The organism is Nonomuraea sp. NPDC049028, assembly GCF_043197735.1.
GTDB lineage: Bacteria > Actinomycetota > Actinomycetes > Streptosporangiales > Streptosporangiaceae > Nonomuraea.
On sequence record NZ_JBICTR010000007.1, the window covers coordinates 489,019 to 505,556 of the forward strand.

Here is a 16,538-nt window from a genome sequence, read left to right on the forward strand (position 1 = left end):
GGCCTGCGACCACGCGGCAAGCTACGACGCGAATGTGCTGTACGGCAACACGATGAGGTGCGGCCCGCGCCGATGGCGAAACGCGGGACCACCTCCGCATGCCGACCGATCATTTCAGCGCGCTGAACTGCGGGGAGATCTCGGACTTCTTGCCGAGCTTGAGCAGCGTCTCGGTCACCCGGCCCTTCAGGTCGATGATTCCGATGCCTGCCGCGGTGGAGATGAGCAGGTGCTTCTCGTCGTACCAGCCGAGAGTGGTCGGCCGCGCGCCCGCGACGACGGGCAGTCTCGTCACGGCCTTGCCGGTCGACGCGTCCCACACGCAGGCGGCCTTCTCCAGTGGCAGGCAGGCGGTGACGAACCGCTTGCCGGAGGGGGAGAAGACGCCGCGTCCGTTACCGCCCGGCCGGCCTCGTACCTGGTATTCCTTGGTGGCCTTGCCCTGCAGGTCGTACAGGCGGACGGTCGTGCTGCCGAGCCTGCCGTGCCTGACCAGGAAGCGGGTACCGTCGTTGTTCCACTCGAAACCGCCGACGGTGACCAGCGCCTTGTGGATCTTGATGAAGCGGGGCGTGAAGTCGGGCAGGTCGACGATCAGGACTCCTGCCGAGCGGTCGTCCTGGCGGGCCAAGGAGACGGTGAACAGCAGCTTCTTGCCGTCCGGCGACCACCTGGGCCAGCGCATCCGGGGATACTGGGTGCCGCCGTTATCGGTCTCGGCGGGGGTGTAGTCCGTGAGCTGGATCGCGACGTCCCGGCTCTTGCCGGTGGACCGGTCGAGGATCCGCAGGCGGCTCTTGCCCGGCTCTTCCCGCGACTGCAGTCGCGCGACCGTCCAGCGTCCGTCGGGGGAGACCGCGAAATCCCCGTAGTCGCTCTTGATGAACCGCCGTCGGTCCGGCTGCCATGTCCACAGCGTGAACGGGCCCCCGTGGTTTCGCATGTCGACGGTGGTGTAGGACGTGAGCTGGATGGGGCGGCCGTTCAGGTCGGCGACGACCGCGGCCTGACCCTTGCCGAACTGGCCATCTCCTGTCCGTTCCGTTACGCCAGGTAACGAGCCCCGGGTCGGCTGGGGCGGGGGTGTGGCGGCGGTGGCTGTGGCGGTGGTGAGCACCAGTGCGCCCACCAGGCCGGACACGAAACGGCCGATCATGTGATCTCTCCTGGCTGTCGGAAGGAAGCCTTACCAAGATCAGAATAGGGTCCGCCCCGACCCGCCGTGGCGGCTCATTGCGAACTCCGCCACCAAGCCCCGCATGGATGTCCTCGGGCCGAGCTGTCGAGCGTGCGGGTGGTGTGTCAGTGGTCGCGTCAGGACGGCGACGGCCCGGTATCAGCACGGTCGGCGATGCTCAATCCCATGAACGGTCCAGCGCTTGCGAACTGGGCCACACCGAACTCAGATTCAGCAGGAGCACACACAATGCAGAAGTTCGACACCCCCGCCGCGATCACCACCGTCCTGGACATCCCCGCCGGGCGCGTCCAGTTCATCGCGGCCGACCGGGCCGACACCACCGTCGAGGTGCTGCCCGCCAACGCCTCCAAGGGCCGTGACGTCAAGGCCGCCGAGCAGACCACGGTCGAATACGCCGACGGCGTCCTGCGGATCGAGACCGCGCAGAAGAACCAGTACCTTGGCCCCACCGGAGCCATCGAGGTGACGGTCCAGCTGCCCACCGGTTCCCGCGTCGAGGCGAAGTCGGGCAGCGCCGAACTGCGGACCGTCGGCCGCCTCGGCGACGTCACCTTCGAAGGCGCGTACCACCAGATCAAGCTGGACGAGACCGCAAGCCTGCGCCTCACCGCGACCGACGGCGACGTCGAGGTCGGCCGGCTGGGCGGCGCCGCGGAGATCAGCACCGCGCGGGGCGACATCCGGATCGCCGAGGCCACCGGCGGCAAGGTCGTGCTCCGCACCGAGTCCGGCGACATCTCGATCAGCGCCGCCGCCGGCGTCTCGGCCTCCCTGGACGCCGGTACCACCCACGGCCGCATCGCCAACACCCTCAAGAACGACGGCACCGCCGAGCTCGACATCCACGCCACCACCTCCAGCGGCGACATCACCGCCCGCAGCCTCTGACTGAGAGTTCTGGACGCTTCCCCGGCCCCGAGGTCGCACCCCACGCCCCTCGCGTGGCCTGGGGGAAGCGCGTATTACGCCTGGATTGGCTATTCCGGTCGGGCCCAGTACGTTGATCTTCCTCATCGTCAAGGTGAGCGATGTTCACGATCCGGGGGTCGCCGAATGCTTCTCAAACGCCTTGTCCTCTATGTCGCGGCGGGGGTTCTCGTCGCCAACGGGCTCGATGCCCGTCCCGTGGCGGCGGAATCGCTCGATCCATGTTCCGGTACGGCGGTGTCGTCCGAGCCGCTGAGCTGCGGCGCGCCATCGGACCTCTTCCCCGGCGCGCGGCTCGGGTTACGGACGGGTCCCCAGGCGAACGGGGCCCGGCTCACGGCGGACCAGGCCGACGCGGCGGCGGAGGCGGCGACGGCCAAGGTCCTCTGCGATGGCGACGGGGAGAGTGGCAAGCGCGTCGAGGTCCTGTACGTCCGCGAGTCCAGCATGCCCGACCGTTTCACCCAGCTCATGCCGATGTTCCAGGCGTGGCTCGCCAACGCCGACGACGCGTACAACGACGCCGCCGCGGAGGGCGGCCAGAGCCGGCACATCCGCTATGTGACGGAGGCGGTCTCCGGGGGTTGCCAGGTCGCGGTACGCCAGGTCACGGTGCCCGCCGACTCGCTGGCCACCTTCGACAGTGGCATCACCGCGGTGAAGGCGCTGGGATACGACAAGGCGGACCGCAAGTACCTCATGCTCACCGAGGCGACCGTCGAATGCGGGCGGGGCGGGCGGTACAACGACGATCGTCCCGACGCCGCCAACTACAACAATCGCACCACCTACGCGCGGGTCGACGCGATACCCAACTGTTTCGGCGCCAACGCGATCGCCCACGAGCTGGGCCACACGTTCGGCGCGGTGCAGCCGAGCGCGCCGCACTCCTACAGCGGGCACTGCACGGACCAGTTCGACCTCATGTGCTACGGCGGTACGCCGTCCTGGGACTGCGTGGAGTGGAACGACTACCGGGTTCCCGACTGCAACCGCGACGACTACTTCAACGTCAGCCCGGAGGCGGACAGCTATCTAGCCACCCATTGGAACAGCGCGGACAGCGACTTCCTCATCAAGGGCGCCGCCGCCGACGTCGTAGGCCATCCCACGGTCGGCTTCACGTACGCGATCACCAGCGTGTCCACCGGCGGGGCCATCGAGCCGATCGACGGCTCCACGACCGGACTGGTCAGGCTCAGTCAGCGCGCCCGGACCAACGGGGCGAGCCAGAAGTGGATCATGGGTTACAAGACCGGCCTGCAGTTCATCAACGCGAACAGCCGGATGTGCGTGGACAGCGCCTACAGCGGCACCACCTCGGGAACCCAGGTCCTGCAGTACGGCTGCAACGGCCAGGACGGCATGCGGTGGGCGTACCTGCCGCAGGCGGACGGCAGCTATGCGATCATCAACTGGCTGTCCGGTCTGGCCCTGACGGTCACGGGCGCGTACCCGGCCCCGCTGGAGCAGCGGCCCTACACCGGGGCGACCAACCAGCGGTGGAAGTTCAACCGGATCACGGATCCCGGCCCGCAGGACGGCGCGAAGTACTACCTGACAGGCATCGGCAACCGCGAGAACGCCGAGGTGCTCAACGGCGCGCTGACCTCCGGAGCGGTGGTCACGCATAAGGCGCACTCCGGCGCCACGCGTCAGCAGTGGACGTTGCGCAAGGCCGCCTCGGACACCTTCCCCGCCCGCCTCGTCAACGTCAACAGCGGCCTGTGCCTGGACCTGAAGACGCCGAGCGACGCGGCCGGAACTCAGATCGTCCAGTCGACCTGCACTGCGAGCAACACGCAGATGTGGACTGTACGGCGTGCGGCTGACGGCACGTACGTCCTCGTCAACGTCCACAGCCAACGCGTGCTCAACATGACGACCGGTACGTCGTCCGCCCTGGACCAGCAGGTCCTGGCCGGCAACAACGCCAACCACTTCTGGGCGCTCAAGCCGATCTAGCCTGGTCCGCCCGGTCCTTGGAAGCCCAGGTCAGCGGTGTGACCTGGGCTTCCCGTGGGCGAAGACAGCAAAGGACCTGATTTGCGAAGATTTCCAGATGGGAATCGACATGAGCGCACAGGGGCCTCTGGCGGGCAGGGTAGCGGTGGTGACCGGAGTGAGTCGCCGGGCCGGGATCGGCTTCGCCCTGGCCCGTGAACTGCTGAGCGCCGGGGCGAAGGTGGTGGCGCAGTCGTGGACCCCACACGATGCCGATCAGCAAGGGTGCGATCCATCAGATGACGGCCAGTCTCTCCGACGCGCTCGCTGATCGGGGCATCACCGTCAACACGGTCAACCCTGGGCCGGTGGACACCGGCTGGGCCGGTCCCGAGCTCGCCCGGCACATTGGCCGTGCCCTGCCTTCGGGCCGGTGGGGGAGGCCAGATGAAGTCGCCAAGGTGGTCCGTTGGCTCGCCTCGGACGATGCCGCCTGGATCACCGGCCAGGTGATCAATTCTGAGGGCGGGTTTCGACGTTGGGTGGAGTGAGGGCTGTCGGCCGAAATGTCGTCGACAAGGCCGTTGCCGACCGCCTATGGTGCGGACCGTGACAGACAGCCCCAGCATGCGCCAGTGCGACTGCGGTGCGAGTGCCGGCCCGCTGGGTGTGTGCGTCGACTACTACCACGCGATCCTGGCTGAAGAGCAGGCCGATCCGCAGATGTACAGGTGGCACGCGCCCGTGGTGTGCGCGTACCTCCTGCAGCATCCTTCCAGAGCCAATGAGAAGTACCTGGACGGCCAGTTCCGCCAGCTGCAGTTGTACGTGGACAAGGGCCTCGACGCGCTGCTTCGCGTCGCGGCTCATCAGGTGGCGCGGAACAAGCATGGGGTACGGTCGGGCTACGACATGGCGCCGCTCGAGGAGTACGCGCCGCTCCCGCAGGCCGGATCTCCCGGGCGCTTCCGCGCTACGTTCTGCGGCTTGCCCGTCAAGGGTGGCAGCTTCGTGTCCGATGGGCATCTGGCGTACGGACGCCACATCGAAGCCATCGCCGAAGCGACTGTGGAGTCCTGGAGATCCGTCCAGACCTGACGGACAGCCCGCAAGATCAACCCATCCCATGCCCAGATCCGGGACGTACGAGAAGTGATTCATGAAGCGCTACATCCTGACCGGCACGCCTGGAGCCGGGAAGACCGCCATCCTGCGTTGGCTGGAGTGCGACGGCTACACCGTCGTCGAGGAGGCGGCGACAGATGTCATCGCCCTGCGGCAGGCCCAGGGCGAGTCCGAGCCGTGGACGAAGCCGTCCTTCGTTGAGGCGATCGTCACCTTGCAGCGCCGACGGCAGGAACAGGCCGCGGCCCTCCCCGGCGAGGTGCAGATCTACGATCGATCGCCGGTCTGCACCTACGCCCTGGCCACTTATCTCGGCCACTCCGTCTCGCCGGCGCTGACCCGCGAACTGGAACGCATCGAAGCGCAGCAGATCTACGAGAAGAAGGTGCTCTTCGTACAGAACCTCGGATTCGTCACGCCGACCGACGCGCGGCTGATCACGTTCGAGGAGTCGCTGCGGTTCGAGCGGGTCCATCAGGACGCCTATGCCTCACTCGGGTACGAGTGTGTGCTGATCGCTCCGGGCGTGCTGCCGGACCGGGTGGCGGCGGTCAAGAAGCAGTTCGGTTCCTAGCGCCAAGGATCAAGGGCGTGCTTGCCACGGGTCCGGCCTGCTTCGAGTTCCTGAAGCACCGCCGGCCCGTCGCCCAGGGGGTGGACCTGGGGGGTGCCGGGCGGGTACACGCCGTGGGCGATGAGCGCCCCGATCTCCGTGAACAGCGATCGGTAGATCGATGGGGCGGCGCTCGCCAGCGCACCGATGTGCAAGCCCTTCACCTGCGCGTGGTGGGTGAAGACCAGGTCGTGCGTGGTCAGACTGGCGTCGCCGGAAGCGGCGCCGAACACGACGACGCGCCCGATGAAGGGTTTGGCGACCGACAGACTGGTCTTGAACGTGGCCTGTCCTACCGATTCAAGGACCAGGTCGACTCCGCCGGTCAGACGGGTGATCTCCTCGGCCAGGTCCGGGCGCGTACTGTCCAGAACCTCCTCGGCGTCGAGCGCTCGAACGACGTCGTGCTTGGCCGGTGAGGCTGTGGCGATCACCCGCGCACCGTAGTGGCGGGCGAGGCGCACCGCGGCCTGCCCCACTCCTCCTGCCGCCGCGTGGATGAGTACCGTGTCACCTGGCTTGATCTCACCCAGCGGCCTCAGCGCCGCCAAAGCGGTCGCCCAGTTCAGCACCATGCCGAGGGCTTCGGCGTCCGTCCAGCCGGACGGGACGGGCAGCACCTCTGCGGCCGGCAGCGCCATGTACTGCGCGAAGGCGCCAGGGCCGGCTCCGATGACGTGGGTACCGAGCGGAAGTGGGGCCTCGACGTCAGGTCCGACGCCCACGATCTCACCGGCGGCCTCGAATCCCGCGACGTAGGGCGCCTGAGGCCCTCCTCCGTAGGTTCCACGGGTCTGCATGACGTCGGCGAAGTTGACCCCGGCCGCGCCGACTCGGATCAAGTACTCGCCCGGGCCCGGGGTGGGGCGATGACGGTCGCTGGTGAGGATCAGATCCTTCGGCCCGCGGTGCGACCGCTGAAGCAGTGCCCGCATCGTCTGGTGGTTGGTCTCCATACGCCGAAACGTAGGAGCCTCACACTGGCGTGAGGGTCAAGCCATGGTCACCGGCGGGCCTCGCGCAGGTAGGCGTCGAGTGCCGACTGCTGGGCGGTGAGAGCGGCGATGCGAGCGGTGAGCCGATCACGATAGCTCTCCACCTCATGCAGGAAAAGCGGATCCGGGTCAGCTTCCGGTCCGTCGGTGAGGTGGGGCAGGGCTGCCTTGACCAGCCGTACGGGCAGCCCGGACTCCAGCAGCGAGCGAATAGCGTGGACCCGGTCGATGGTCGACTGGCAGTAGTCGCGGTATCCGTTACTGCACCGACCAGGGACGATCAAGCCTTCATCCTCGTAGTACCGCAACGACCGCACACTCACGCCGCTGGCGCTGGCGGCTTCGCCGATCTGCATGTCTCAGACAACGTGCCGACGCTCCGCGAGCTTCCGTGAGCGTTTCACCGGCATCGCGTGGCTCACCGGCCGGGCCTTCACAGCGGCGAGCCGAGGCTTGACCGGGGGTCAGCGGCCGCTGCCCGCTACGAGGCCGGAGTAGTTGGCGAGCACCTTGACCTGGTCTGGTTTGCCGCTCTTCGCGGGGATGTGGGCGGCGACCTGGAACAGATCGGTGATCGTCATGTACGTGTAGTACTTGCCGCGCAGGATTCCGCTGTCCTTCTGGAAGACGTAGTTACGCTCCGGGCCCTGCCGCACGTCGTAGCGGATCGTGCGCTCGATCGTGGTGAAGGTCAGCGCTCCGCCGTCGGTGGTGCGCAGCGTGTACGACGGATAGCGGGTGGCCGGGCGGGCGGTGGACGAGATGCGCGCGTACTGGTTCATCCTCTGGCGAGTCTTCGCCGCCCCGGTGGTGATGCTGTCGGCGGCGAAGAGGCTCTTGTCGGCGGCGGTGCCCTTGCTGACCATGTGGGCGGCGTACTTCTTCGCGAAGTCGGCGGGCGACATCAGCAGGCCGGTTCCGTCCGTGGGGCCGACCGCCGTGGCGACCCCCGAGGCGTCAGCGGCGATCGCGGGCAGTTCATCGGTGGTGGTGCCGTCGAAGGTGTCGGGGGAGTACATCTGCCGCCAGCCGTCCCCCTGCCGGGCGAAGAGCAGGTACGTCGGCTCCTTCGAGGTCGTCGGCTTGCGCTGCCAGTGGGCCGTGGCCAGGAACCAGGGCTGCTGCCCGGCGGCCGGCGCGCGGAACGCGGCGCCCGTGTAGCCGAACGGCTGGTACTTGATGGTCTTGCGCAGGATGCGGCTGGAGGCGTAGCTGGCCTTGTCGATGGCGAAGCTGGAGCCGCCCTCGTAGCCGGCCAGGAGTTCGTCGCTCCGGGCCTTGTTGGCGGCGTTGTTGCGCTTGACGTAGTCCGCGAGGACCGAGGTGGCCTCCTGGTCCGAGACGGCCCGAGCCGGCTTCGGGGCACTGCTCGCACTGGGTTTGCCCGTCGCGGCAGGGTCCGCCTTCGTGCCGCCCATGCCCGGCAGGGCGGGCAGGGCGGAGCATCCTGCGAGCAGACACCCTGCCGTGACTGCGCTGATCGTCCAGCAGTACCGTCGCACTTTCCGTACCTCTAACCACTATGGGACTAAAGGGCACAAAAGTAGCAGTAGTGATGTCGGGTGCACGATTGGGGACCGCAGTTCGGGCAACCCGTCACGGCTCCTTCGCGGGGCGTGAGCGCTCACAAGAGGCTGTTGGCCGGGCGGATGGGGACTCTATAGAGTCTGGCCAGAGATGAGCACGACTCCGGTCCGGAGGAGGGGGATGTCCATCAAGCCGCTGTCCCTGCCGCAGCCACCTCAGAAGGCGCCGGAGTTCGGGCGGGACGCGCTGATCGTCTGCGAGAGCCTGGTGCGGATCTACCAGTCCGGGTCGGTCGAGGTGCAGGCGTTACAAGGGCTGGACCTGCTCGTTGACAGTGGCGAGATGGTCGCCGTCGTCGGGGCGTCGGGGTCGGGCAAGTCGACGTTGCTGTCCATCCTCGCCGGGGTCGACGCCCCCACCGCCGGGCGGGCGCGCGTCGACCGGTGGAACCTGCTGGCGATGTCCCGGGCCGATCGTGTGCACTACCGGCGGCGTACCGTCGGATTCGTCCGGCAGCAGACGGCCAGCAACCTCGTGCCCTACCTGACCGCGCGGCAGATGGTCGACCTGCCGATGACGGCGGCCCGCACACCGGCCCGCAGGCGCCGGGCCCGCGCCGCCGAACTGCTGAGCGCCCTCGGCGTCGCCGACTGCGCCGACCGGCGTCCCGCGCAGCTGTCCGGCGGGCAGCAGATGCGGGTCGCCATCGCGGTGGCCCTCGCCAACGAGCCGCGCGTCCTGCTGGCCGACGAGCCGACCGGCGAGCTGGACACCGCCACCTCCGCCGAGGTCTTCGGGACGTTACGAGAGGTCAACCGCCGGCTCGGCGTCACCGTCGTCATCGTGACCCATGACTCCGCGGTCAGCGGCCAGGTCGAGCGGACCGTGGCGATCCGCGATGGACGCACCAGCAGCGAGGTACTACGCCGCACCGCCACCGGCGCCGATGGCGACACGCACATGATCGCCGAGGAGTACGCCGTGATGGACCGTGCCGGACGGGTCCAGGTGCCACGCGACTATCGGGAGGCGCTGGCGCTGACCAGACGGGTCCGACTGGCGCTGGAGGCCGATCATGTCGCGATCCGCCCCGACTTCGACGGACCCGATCGCGATGTGGTCCGCCCCGACCTCGACGCGGCCGATCGTGATGTAATCCGCCCTGATCTCGACGCGGCCGATCACGTCGCGATCCGCCCTGACCTCGATGGATCCGCGTGAGCGCCGGTCCGGCCGACAGGCCGCTGCTCGCCGTGCGTGGCGTCCATCGGCGCTTCGGCAGCGGGCCGACCGCCGTCCACGCTCTGCGGGACGTGTCGTTCGACCTCGCCGCGGGCACCATGGTGGCCCTCATCGGCCGGTCCGGATCCGGGAAGACCACATTGCTGAACGTCATCGGCGGTCTGGACCGTCCGGACTCCGGGACCGTACTCGTCGACGATACCGACGTGACAGCCCTCGATGAGGACGGCCTGTCCCGGTTACGGCGGGAGAAGGTCTCCTACGTGTTCCAGACGTTCGGCCTGATCCCGGTGCTGTCGGCCGCGGAGAACGTCGGCGCCCCATTACGGCTGGCGCGCCTCCCGGCGGCGGAACGCGAGCGTCGGGTCGAGCTGTTGCTGGAGCTGGTGGGCCTGGCCGACCACGCCCAGCAGCGTCCGGGTGAGCTGTCCGGCGGCCAGCAGCAGCGGGTGGCGATCGCCCGGGCCCTGGCCGCCTCTCCCCGGCTGCTGATCGCCGACGAGCCGACCGGGCAGCTGGACGCCGAGACGGGTCTGTCGGTGATGGCGCTGTTGCGCGGAGTCGTGGAGTCCGAGGGCGTGACGGCGCTGGTGTCCACGCACGACCCGACGATGCTCGCGCTGGCGGACCGGGTGATCCAGATCAACGACGGGCGGCTGGACGGGCGGGACGCCTCATGATCGTCCAGAGCCGCACGTGCTGAGGCTGCTCGCCCACCGAGCCCGCGCGCAGTGGCCGCTGCTGGCCGCCCTCCTGGCGGTCGCCATGGTGGGCCCCACGCTGCTGGGCGCCTGCGCACTCCTCGTCACCCGCACCGCCGAGCAGGCGCTGGAGGCCGCCGCGTCCCGCGCCACTCCCGACCAGGTCGACGTCACCGCCTACACCGTCACCATCCGCGGACCGGACGCGCGATCCGTCGCCGCCGACACCCGCCGCGTGCTGACCTCGGCGCTGGCTCCGTTCGCCGCGACGACGGCCGCGCGCGCGTCGTCGGTGATGCGGTCGCTGCCGACGACGCGCGCGGGTGGCGACGGCGTGCCCGCTGAGACCTACCTGTCGAGCGTGGAGGATCTGCCGGCTCGCGCCGCGTTGGTCACGGGACGCTGGCCGCGGGGCGCGGCCGACGCGGCGCACCCCGCCGTGCCGCCGAAGGCCGACGCGGTCCGCCGTGCCGTGCCGCTGGAGGCCGTCGTGCTTGAGCCCACCGCGCGGCTGCTCGGCCTCACCCCCGGCAGACGCGTCCGCCTCGGCGCGGAGCTGGGCGACGACCCCGCCCGGACGGTCGACGTAACCATCGTCGGCGTCGTACGCCCGCTGCCGGGTACCGGCTGGGACCGCGACCCTCTCGCCGCCACCGGCTACGACCTCGCCTACCGCGACGGTCGCTCCGTGCGGCCGGTCCACGCGTACGGGCCGTTCATCGTCGATCTCGCCGCCCTGCTCGCCGGCGGCTCCACCATCGACCGGCTGGAGATCACCGCCCATCCCGACCTGTCCGCCCCCACCCGCCGCGGCCTCGACACCGTCGCCGAGGCCGTGCTCGGCGCCGACCGCATATTGGCGCGTACTCTCGGCGACCGGGTGCGGATCGAACGCGTCGCCTCCCGGTTGCCGTCGACCCTGCTGTCCGCCCGCGACCAGCAGCAGGTCACCGCTGCGGCCGTACTCACCGTCGCTGTCCTCGGCATCGTCCTGACCGCGACCGCCCTCGCCCTCGCCGGGCGGCTCACCGCCGGCGTGCGCGCTGACGAGACCGCTCTGCTGTCGGCGCTGGGCGTCAGCCGCGGGCAGTTCGCCGCCGCCGCCGTCGTCGAGGCCGGCGCACTTGCCGTTCTGGCCGCCGCGCTCGCGATCCCCGCCTCTTCTGTCCTGCACGCCGGTCTGACTCACCTGCCGCCGCTGGCGGAGGCCGGGCTCGCCGTCCATCCGGTCGTGACCGGCGTCCATGTGCTCGCGGTCGCCGGTGGCGCGCTGGCGCTCGCGGCGGTGCTCGTCGCTCTCTCGGTGCGGCCCACGCCCGTGGTCGGCGACCGTCGCCACCGGCGCGAACTGCTGGCCCGCTCCGGGGCCGATGTGCTGCTCGTGGCGTTCGCGGTCGCCGGCTGGTGGCAGCTGCGCGATCAGCCCACCGGCTCCGGGTCCTCCGTCGACGCCATCCGCGTGCTCACTCCCGCGCTGCTGCTCACCGCCGGCTCCGCGCTGGCGCTGCGCCTGGTGGTGCCCGCGCTGCGCGGCGTCGAGCGGCTGGCGCGCCGCGCCCGTGGGCTGACGCTCCCGCTGGCCGCGTTCGAAGCCGCCCGTCGGCCGCAGGCGGTGGCCGCGGGGCTGCTGATCGGCCTGGCCTGCGCGGCCGCCACGTTCGGGGTCGGCTTCGACGCCACGTGGCAGCGCTCCCAGCATGACCAGGCCGACTTGGCCGTCGGCACCGATCTCGCTCTCACCCTCTCCGCGCAGCCGGAGGCCGGACAGGGCGCGGCTGTCGGCGCGGCCACCGGAGGCGCGGTGAGCCCGGCCACCAACCGTGGCGTCGCGGTCGGGCAGTGGCTCGGCAACGCCGGCGACGTACCGCGGCTGGTCGCCGTCGACACCACCCGCGCCGAGTACTTGCTGCGCGGTCGGCTGAACGATGGCCGCAGGTGGACTGACGTGGGCGCCGCGCTCGCGCCGCCGACCCGCGCCACCGGCGTCCCCGTCCCGAAAGGCGCCGTGCTCACCCTCGCCGGAAAGGCGACCGGCGGTGGGAAGGCGACCGGCACTGGAAAGGCGACCGGCACTGGAAAGGCGACCGGCACGACCCCGCTCACCGTCACCCCGCGGCTGCTGCTGCAGGACGCCACCGGCTTACGGACACCCTGCGACGGCGCGCCCATCCCGCTCGACGGCAAGGCGCATCAGCTGCCGGCCTGCGCGACCATCGAAGGGCTGCGACTGGTCGCGGTGTCCCTCCCGTTCGCGCCCGATCTGGGGAACGTCGGCTTCGGCTACTCCGATGCCTTGGCCGAGCTGCCGGCCGGGGCCGGCGACAGCCGCGTCGCCGTCACCCTCACCGTGCCCGAGGCCCCAGCCTCCACCGGTGTGGCGTCCGGGTCACCGTGGAGCGTCACCTCCGTCGAGCCCGCCCCAGGCCAACTCGGCGATCCGGCCGTCGCCCTCGCCCGTACCCCGGCCGGTGTTCAGCTGAAAATGACGACCACCGTCGGACTCAAAGGCCCCCCGGACGCCGCCCGAACCCTGGTCGCCACCGCCTTCCCGGCCACGGGGCCGGTGCCCGTCGCCGTCTCCACCCGTTTCGCCGACGAGGTCGGTGCCCGTCGCGGCTCCCGGCTCAATCTCACCGTCGGACTCACCCCCGTCCCGGTCAGGGTGACCGAGGTGCTGCCCACGGTTCCAGCCGCCCCGGGCGCCGCGGCGATCCTGGCCGACTCGGACGTCCTCTCCCGCGCCCTCGTCGTCAGCGGCAACCTCGACTTCCCCGTGGACGCCTGGTGGGTCGGCAACCCCACCCGGGCCGATGCCGCCGTACGCGTCGCCGCCCTCCGCCTCGGCGCCGTCATCACGCGCGCGTCCGAGACCGCCCGCCTCACCGGGGGCCCCCTGCGCGCCGGACTGCCGGCCGCGCTGCGGCTGCTCGTCCCGGCCACGGTCCTGTTGCTGCTCGCCGGCGTCGTCCTGCATGTTACTTTCGACCTCCGGACCCGCGCGCTCGAGGTGGCGCGGCTGCGGGGCCTGGGGATGACCCGGCGCGAGGTACGTGCCGTACTGCTCGGCCAGCACGTCGGCGTCCTGCTGCCCCTGCTCGCGGCAGGCGCGGCCGTCGGCGCACTCGCCACCCGCGTCGTCGCGCCTCTGCTCGTCCGCTCCGAGACAGGCGCCGTCCCCGTGCCTGCCGCCCTGCCCGTCTGGCCGTGGGTCGCCGAGGCCGGCTTGCTCGCCCTCCTGCTGGCCGGGTGCACGCTCGCGGTGACCGCCGTGGTGGTCGTACAGGCCCGCCGCGTCGACGTCGCGTACCTGCGGGTGGTGTCATGAGGCGCATGCGGGCACGGCCTCGGGAGGCATCCGCGAGTGGTGCCGTGGGGTGGCGCGCCGGCCTGTGGCCGGTCGGTCGCTGGTGGCCGCCCGCCCTGCACTGGCCCAGCGTCCGTGGGCGTGCCCGTGCCGACATCGGGTCGCTGCTCCTGGCCGCCGCGGTCGTGGCGGCCGTCACTCTGCTCGCCGGCGTCGTACCGCCGCTGCTGCGCGCGACCGCCGACGAGGCCGTTCAGGACGGGGTCCGCCGCGCCGGCGGCGACGGCGACGTCCTTGTTGAGGCCCGTATGGAACGCGATGACGGGCCCAACGGCGGACGCGTCCGCGCTCCCCGGCTCGCCGAGGAGGTCGGCGACTTCCGCGACAGGGCGACGGACGAACTCGGACCCGGCCTGCGGGCCGCGCTGCGTCCGCCCGTCGCCACCGTCATCAGCCCTACGCTCAAGATCACTGATGGCAGCGTGCTGCGCACCTTCCAGCTCGCCTACCTGGCGAAGGGCGGTGGCGCCGACGGCGGCCCGCACCGGAACGGCATCGGCGGCGGGCCGCAGGTGACCTGGATCGCGGGCGGTCCGCCCCGGTCCGTCGTCCGCGAGGCGGACAACCACGCCGAGGTTCCCGTCACGGGGGCGCCCTGGCCGGTGCAGGTCGGTCTCTCGGAAGCGGACGCCGACGCGCTCAAGCTGCGTCCCGGCGCGCGCATCCCACTCAAGGACGACGCGGGAGCCGTCAAGAAGGTCCTGGTCAGCGGCATCTTCCGGGCGACGGACAGCACCGATCCCGCCTGGCGGACGGCTCCCGCGCTGCTGCGTCCCGTCTCCGGCGCGGATGGTGTGGGCTCCACCCGATTCGCCGGCCTGTTGTCACCCGAATCCCTGCCCGACGCCCGCCTCGCCTTCGACCAGGACGCGCTACGGCGCGTCGTCCGGTTCACCCCCGACCCGAACCGGATCACCTGGGACTCCGCCCAGGCGGTCTCCGCGAAGGTGGTCGCGCTCAAGGCGACCTCCGGCTCCTCCGGCGCCCTCGACGGCTCCCTGAAGTGGGAGACGGGGCTCGACGGCGTACTGCGGAACATCCGAACCCAGGTCGGCGCCGCGTCCGCGCAGGCGTCGGTCCTGCTCACCGGCGTGCTGGCCGTCGCGGTCCTGGTCCTGCTGCTCGCCGCCGACCTGCTGGTGCGCCGCCGCGCCCCGGCACTGGAGGCCGCACGGCAACGGGGGGCGGCCCTGCCGACGCTCGGTGCCGAGCTGCTGGTCGAGTCCGCCGTGGTGGCGCTGACGGCCGCCGCGTCCGGGCTCGCGCTGTCCCGCGCGGTCGTCCCGGGCGCCTCCTGGGAGTGGGTGGTCCCCGTGGTGCTCACCGCCGTCGTCGCCGGCCCGGGGTTCGGTACGCTCGCCGCCGCCCGCGCCACCCGCGACCGGCGGGTCCCGGCCAACCGGACCGCGCGCCGCTGGGCCCGTCACACCGTCCAACTGCGCCGCGCCGCCCTTGAGGCCGCGGTACTGATCGCCGCGGTGGCCGCCTTCGTGGCGCTGCACCAGCGCGGGATCCTCCCGGCCGCCCCCGCTCCCGGCGGCGACGTGGCCGGTCCGGGGCTCGGGCTGGGGGATGGCGGGCCGCTGCCCGCGAGCGCGCCCGTTCTTGGCGTTCTCGCCGGCACGCTCGTCCTGCTGCGGCTGCTCCCCGCAGGGCTGGGCCTGGTGCTCAAGCGGGCCTTGCGCTCACGCCGTCCGTTGGCGGTGTTCGGCACCGCGCGGGCGGTCGCGACGTCCGCGCGTACGCTGCCGCTTCTGGTCCTGGTGACCTCCGCCGCCTTGGCGTCGTTCGCGTTCACCCTGGACGCCACCGCCGGCGACGGCCTGGCCGAGGGCGCGTGGCGTACCGTCGGCGCCGATGCCCGCCTCGACGTCGTCCCCGCCGCGGCGGCCTCCACGCCCGCCCTGTCCCGGCGCATCGCCGCCGCTCCGGGAGTCCGGCAGGCCGTCGCCGCGCAGGTCACCGACCGGGCGCGGGTCGTCGCCGACTCACTGGTCGTCGCTCCGCGTCTGGTGATCGTGGACGCCTCCGCGTTCCGGCGGCTGCTCGCCGCCACCCCGCTGCCGGACGCGCCGGCGCTCGCCCGGCTCGGGGCGACCGGTCACGGGGACGTGCCCGCCCTGGTGCGCTCCGGCGACGGCGGTCTGCGGCCAGGCATGCGGCTGGAATTGCTCCGGGACGGTGCTCCGGCCATCCGGCTCACCGCCGTCGGTACGGCACCCGCCATCGGCGACGCCGGTGACGTCGTCCTCGTGGACGCCGCTACCCTCCAGGCCGCGGGCATGCCCTCCGTACCGAACACGGTGTGGGTGACCGGCCCGGGAGCGGCGCGGGCGGTCGCCGCGAGCGGCGTCGACGCGGACACCGTGCTGCGCGAGGACGTGCTGCGCGCCCGCCGCGCGGCGCCGCTGACGTCAGGGCTGCTGGCGTTGGCGTGGGTCTCGGCCGCGACCCTGCTGGCCCTGGGGCTGCTGGGTCTGGCTCTCGGCGCTTCCGCGAGCGCGCCGGAGCGATGGCAGACCCTGACCCGGCTGCGCACCCTCGGTCTGCGGCCACGGGACGCCCGGTGGATCGCCGCGGGGGAGTTGCTGCCGCCGGTTATGGTCGCCGCCGTGGCCGGTCCACTGCTCGGGGTGCTGCTCGCCCGCCTGATGCTCGGCTCGCTCGCGCTGCGGCTGCTCACGGGGCAGGCTGCCGACCCGGCCCTGGTGTTGCCGTGGTGGCGGCTCGGCCTGGTGGCCATGGCGTTGCTGGTGGCGGTCGCCGTCGTGGTGCCCATCGAGTCGGCGCTGCGGCGCCGTCGGCGGCTGAGCGAGGTGCTGCGCGCGGGCGACGGATAGCCGGCGCCCGCAGTCTGGCAGGACGTCCTTTGCCAGACGAGTTCGGCGGAGGGGCAAGG

General features: G+C 71.4%; 13 protein-coding genes. 9 read left to right on the forward strand and 4 right to left on the reverse strand.

Features of this window, described 5'->3' with window-relative positions:
* Positions 1-109: 109 nt before the first annotated feature.
* On the reverse strand, positions 110-1,156 hold the full coding sequence (locus ACGFJ2_RS29530; RefSeq protein WP_393473649.1) for a TolB family protein: 1,047 nt from the start codon (positions 1,154-1,156) through the stop codon (positions 110-112).
* Positions 1,157-1,426: 270 nt separating this feature from the next.
* Here ACGFJ2_RS29530 and ACGFJ2_RS29535 point away from each other — a divergent pair, with 270 nt between their 5' ends.
* From ACGFJ2_RS29535 to ACGFJ2_RS29555, 5 genes are all read left to right on the forward strand, one after another.
* Positions 1,427-2,089 carry a DUF4097 family beta strand repeat-containing protein gene (locus ACGFJ2_RS29535; protein WP_393473652.1) on the forward strand — a complete coding sequence of 221 codons (663 nt, stop codon included), beginning with the start codon at positions 1,427-1,429 and terminating at the stop codon, positions 2,087-2,089.
* A 165-nt stretch (positions 2,090-2,254) separates the two neighbouring features.
* Positions 2,255-4,093, forward strand: a complete 1,839-nt coding sequence (locus ACGFJ2_RS29540; RefSeq protein ID WP_393473655.1) for an RICIN domain-containing protein — start codon at positions 2,255-2,257, stop codon at positions 4,091-4,093.
* Positions 4,094-4,341: 248 nt separating this feature from the next.
* Positions 4,342-4,623, forward strand: a complete 282-nt coding sequence (locus ACGFJ2_RS29545; protein WP_393473658.1) for an SDR family oxidoreductase — start codon at positions 4,342-4,344, stop codon at positions 4,621-4,623.
* A gap of 58 nt (positions 4,624-4,681) precedes the next feature.
* Positions 4,682-5,170, forward strand: coding sequence for a DUF5946 family protein (locus ACGFJ2_RS29550; RefSeq protein ID WP_357954751.1), 489 nt, complete (start codon positions 4,682-4,684; stop codon positions 5,168-5,170).
* A gap of 61 nt (positions 5,171-5,231) precedes the next feature.
* The gene (locus tag ACGFJ2_RS29555) at positions 5,232-5,771 is read left to right on the forward strand and encodes an AAA family ATPase (RefSeq protein WP_357954753.1); all 540 of its coding nucleotides are present in this window, start codon (positions 5,232-5,234) and stop codon (positions 5,769-5,771) included.
* On the opposite strand, the gene ACGFJ2_RS29560 is transcribed toward ACGFJ2_RS29555, so the two are convergent.
* From ACGFJ2_RS29560 to ACGFJ2_RS29570, 3 genes are all read right to left on the reverse strand, one after another.
* Positions 5,768-6,766 (reverse strand): NADPH:quinone oxidoreductase family protein, encoded by a 999-nt coding sequence (locus ACGFJ2_RS29560; RefSeq protein WP_393473662.1) that lies wholly within the window; start codon positions 6,764-6,766, stop codon positions 5,768-5,770. The genes ACGFJ2_RS29555 and ACGFJ2_RS29560 overlap by 4 nt on opposite strands.
* 47 nt (positions 6,767-6,813) lie before the next feature.
* Positions 6,814-7,161: a MerR family transcriptional regulator gene (locus tag ACGFJ2_RS29565; protein WP_357954758.1), complete on the reverse strand. Its 348-nt coding sequence runs from the start codon at positions 7,159-7,161 to the stop codon at positions 6,814-6,816.
* A 108-nt stretch (positions 7,162-7,269) separates the two neighbouring features.
* Positions 7,270-8,223, reverse strand: coding sequence for a hypothetical protein (locus tag ACGFJ2_RS29570; RefSeq protein ID WP_393473666.1), 954 nt, complete (start codon positions 8,221-8,223; stop codon positions 7,270-7,272).
* A gap of 289 nt (positions 8,224-8,512) precedes the next feature.
* On the opposite strand from ACGFJ2_RS29570, the gene ACGFJ2_RS29575 reads away from it, so the two are divergent.
* The 4 genes from ACGFJ2_RS29575 to ACGFJ2_RS29590 are packed head-to-tail and all read left to right on the forward strand — an operon-like array spanning position 8,513 to position 16,479.
* Positions 8,513-9,553 carry an ABC transporter ATP-binding protein gene (locus ACGFJ2_RS29575; protein ID WP_393473669.1) on the forward strand — a complete coding sequence of 347 codons (1,041 nt, stop codon included), beginning with the start codon at positions 8,513-8,515 and terminating at the stop codon, positions 9,551-9,553.
* Complete coding sequence (locus ACGFJ2_RS29580; protein WP_393473672.1) at positions 9,550-10,254, forward strand: ABC transporter ATP-binding protein; 705 nt, start codon at positions 9,550-9,552, stop codon at positions 10,252-10,254. Before ACGFJ2_RS29575 ends, ACGFJ2_RS29580 begins: the two co-directional genes overlap by 4 nt.
* A 16-nt stretch (positions 10,255-10,270) precedes the next feature.
* Positions 10,271-13,600, forward strand: a complete 3,330-nt coding sequence (locus ACGFJ2_RS29585; RefSeq protein WP_393473675.1) for an FtsX-like permease family protein — start codon at positions 10,271-10,273, stop codon at positions 13,598-13,600.
* Between the two features lie 5 nt (positions 13,601-13,605).
* Positions 13,606-16,479 (forward strand): FtsX-like permease family protein, encoded by a 2,874-nt coding sequence (locus tag ACGFJ2_RS29590; protein WP_393473678.1) that lies wholly within the window; start codon positions 13,606-13,608, stop codon positions 16,477-16,479.
* The last annotated feature ends 59 nt before the right edge of the window (positions 16,480-16,538 follow it).

Excerpts from the sequence above, each read along its gene's own strand:
- ACGFJ2_RS29530 (WP_393473649.1), bottom strand. The coding sequence starts at position 1,156 with ATGATCGGCCGTTTCGTGTCCGGCCTGGTGGGCGCACTGGTGCTCACC.
- ACGFJ2_RS29535 (WP_393473652.1), top strand. The coding sequence starts at position 1,427 with ATGCAGAAGTTCGACACCCCCGCCGCGATCACCACCGTCCTGGACATC.
- ACGFJ2_RS29540 (WP_393473655.1), top strand. The coding sequence starts at position 2,255 with ATGCTTCTCAAACGCCTTGTCCTCTATGTCGCGGCGGGGGTTCTCGTC.
- ACGFJ2_RS29545 (WP_393473658.1), top strand. The coding sequence starts at position 4,342 with ATGCCGATCAGCAAGGGTGCGATCCATCAGATGACGGCCAGTCTCTCC.
- ACGFJ2_RS29555 (WP_357954753.1), top strand. The coding sequence starts at position 5,232 with ATGAAGCGCTACATCCTGACCGGCACGCCTGGAGCCGGGAAGACCGCC.
- ACGFJ2_RS29560 (WP_393473662.1), bottom strand. The coding sequence starts at position 6,766 with ATGGAGACCAACCACCAGACGATGCGGGCACTGCTTCAGCGGTCGCAC.
- ACGFJ2_RS29565 (WP_357954758.1), bottom strand. The coding sequence starts at position 7,161 with ATGCAGATCGGCGAAGCCGCCAGCGCCAGCGGCGTGAGTGTGCGGTCG.
- ACGFJ2_RS29570 (WP_393473666.1), bottom strand. The coding sequence starts at position 8,223 with ATGGGCGGCACGAAGGCGGACCCTGCCGCGACGGGCAAACCCAGTGCG.
- ACGFJ2_RS29575 (WP_393473669.1), top strand. The coding sequence starts at position 8,513 with ATGTCCATCAAGCCGCTGTCCCTGCCGCAGCCACCTCAGAAGGCGCCG.
- ACGFJ2_RS29590 (WP_393473678.1), top strand. The coding sequence starts at position 13,606 with ATGCGGGCACGGCCTCGGGAGGCATCCGCGAGTGGTGCCGTGGGGTGG.